The sequence below is a fragment of the Brooklawnia sp. genome (assembly GCF_032229645.1).
Taxonomy (GTDB): Bacteria; Actinomycetota; Actinomycetes; order Propionibacteriales; family Propionibacteriaceae; genus Brooklawnia.
The window spans coordinates 27,250-30,011 of record NZ_JAVTWX010000120.1; the positions used below are offsets into that span (position 1 = coordinate 27,250).

The following is a 2,762-nucleotide window of genomic DNA, read 5'->3' on the forward strand; positions in this document are numbered from 1 at the left end:
CTGTCGCCCAAACCAGCCGCTGTCGTCGGACCCACCGCCCAGACCCGCCGCTTTTCCTAGCCGCCGGGCGGGTGACAGAATCGTCCATATGCCCGAACAACCCAGCCTTTCGCTCCTCCTCGACGCGTTGGGCCCCCGCCCCGATCCGGACGATATCTATGGCGCCTTCGAGGGCTGGGCGACGAGCCAGGGCATGCGGCTCTACCCCCATCAATCGGATGCACTGCTGGCGACCGTCGCCGGCGCGAACACGATCATCACGACCCCGACTGGCTCCGGCAAGTCGCTGATCGCGACCGCCGCGCATGTCGCCACGCTTGCCAATCGAGGTCGGGTCTACTACACCGCGCCGATCAAGGCCCTTGTCAGCGAGAAGTTCTTCAGCTGGGTGGACGACTTCGGCCCAGACCTGGTCGGTATGGTCACCGGGGACGCCTCGGTCAACCCGGACGCGCCGATCATCTGCTGCACCGCGGAGATCCTGGCGAATATCGCACTGCGCGAGGGCAGCCAAGCCGACGTCCAGATGGTGGTGGCCGACGAGTATCACTTCATCGCCGACCCTGACCGCGGCTGGGCTTGGCAGGTGGCCACCAGCGAGTTACCACAGGCGCAGTTCATGCTCATGAGCGCCACCCTGGGCGATGTCACCGAGCTGGCGGCGAAGCTCACCGAGCGCGCCGGACGACCGACCGAGGTCATCGCGCAAGCCGAGCGTCCGGTGCCACTGGTCTTCAAGTGGTCACTTGATCCGCTACCGGAGACGCTCACCGAACTCGTCCACACCGGCAGCGCACCTATTTACTTGGTACATCCCAGCCAGGCGGCCGCGACCGAGCAGGCGCAGGGTCTGATGAGCATGAAACTCGTCGATACCGCTCAGCGGCATGCCATCGTCGAGGCGATCGGTGGTTTCCGGTTCGCGCGCGGGTTCGGCGCCACCCTGTCGCGAATGCTGCGCTCGGGCGTCGGCGTCCATCATGCGGGGATGCTGCCGAAGTACCGGCGGCTGGTGGAGACGCTTACTCAGCAGGGCCTGCTGAAGGTGATTTGTGGCACCGACACCCTGGGCGTGGGCATCAACGTCCCGATCCGCACGGTGGTTTTCACCACGCTCACCAAGTTCGACGGCCGCCGCCAGCGGGTCCTGCGGGCGCGCGAATTCCATCAGATCGCGGGCAGAGCCGGGCGTCCGGGCTTCGATCCGGTGGGCAATGTCGTGGTGCAAGCCCCGGAGTATCAGATTGAGAATGCTCGGGTGCTGGCCAAATTCGCCGGCGACGAGAAGAAGCTCAGGTCGGTGCGCCGCAAGAAGCCCGCCGCCGGCGAGATCAACTTCACCGAGGCCACTTTCGAGAAGCTGATCGCCTCGGCACCGGAAACCCTGCATGCCCGGCTGGAGGTCAGCCACTCGATGCTGCTCAATCTGCTGCATCGCGACGAGGAGACCGGGACCGCGCTCGCCCGGATCGTCCGGGAGGCGATTCCGGATGCCGGGCAGCAGCGCAAGCAACTGCGCCGCGCATTGGCCCTGGGCCGCTCGCTGCTGGAGGCGGGAGTGGTCGTCCGCACTACGGAGCCGACTGCTGGTGGGCGACGCTATAACCTCGCATCGAATCTGCAGGACGATTTCGCGCTCAACCAGCCGCTCAGCGCGTTCGCGATGGACGCGCTCGAGATGCTGGACGACCAGGCCGGCGATTACGCACTCGATGTGGTGAGTGTGATCGAGGCGACGCTGGAGGATCCGATGGCGATCCTGATCGCCCAGGAGAAGAAGACCAAGGGCGAGACGATCGCCGAGCTCAAGGCCGAGGGCTACGAGTATGAGGAGCGGCAGGCGATCCTCGGCGAGGTGAGCTGGCCGAAGCCGCTGGCCGACGAGCTGGCAGCGGTTCATCTGGCGATGGCCAAGACCCACCCGTGGCTCGTCGAACACCCGCTGCGGCCCAAGTCGATCGTGCGAGATATGACCGAGCGGGCCATGACGTTCACCGAGTATGTGGCCTTTTACAAGGTGCAACGCAGCGAAGGACTGCTGCTGCGGTACCTCTCGGACGCCTGGCGTGCGCTGCGACAGACGGTTCCGGCCGCCTTCCACACCGAGGAGCTGGACGATCTGATCGCCTGGCTGGGAGAGCTCATCCGGGCCACCGACTCCAGTCTCGTGGACGAGTGGGAGGCGCTCGCCAACCCCGCCGATGCCGGGGCCCGGGAGCAGGCTCTGGCCGAGCGGCCGCGGCCGCTCACCGGGAATCCGCGGGCTTTCACCGCACTGGTGCGCAATGCGATCTTCCGCCGGGTGCTGCTCGCGGCCGATGACGACGTGGACGGCCTGGCCGCGCTGGACGCGGAGGATCCCGATGTGAGTTTCACCGCCGACGATTGGGATGAAGCGCTCGGGGACTACTGGGACGAACATGACGAGCTGGGCACTGCGGCCGGTGCGCGGGCCCCTCAGCTGTTCATCATTGATGGACGAGATACCCGCCGGTGGCAGGTACGTCAGATCATCGACGACCCGGACGAGAACCATGACTGGCAGATCCGCGCGAATGTCGACCTGGACGCCAGTGACGAGACCGGCGAACTGGCCCTGCACATCATCGGCTTCGGTCGAATCGACGGTCCCGGGCTGTAATGGCGGCATCACGATTTATCGAGTTCAGTTTGGTCACCTATAGCTACCAAACTGAACTCGATAATCGCCTGCTCCCCTCGGGGGCATCACCCGCCTCCACGCACCAGCCCGATCACAGCCC

At 65.8% G+C, this 2,762-nt stretch carries 1 protein-coding gene; it reads left to right on the top strand.

The window, feature by feature from the left end:
* The first annotated feature begins 88 nt into the window (after positions 1–88).
* Positions 89–2,641, top strand: coding sequence for a DUF3516 domain-containing protein (locus tag AAFP05_RS09115; protein ID WP_341729546.1), 2,553 nt, complete (start codon positions 89–91; stop codon positions 2,639–2,641).
* Positions 2,642–2,762 lie beyond the last annotated feature (121 nt).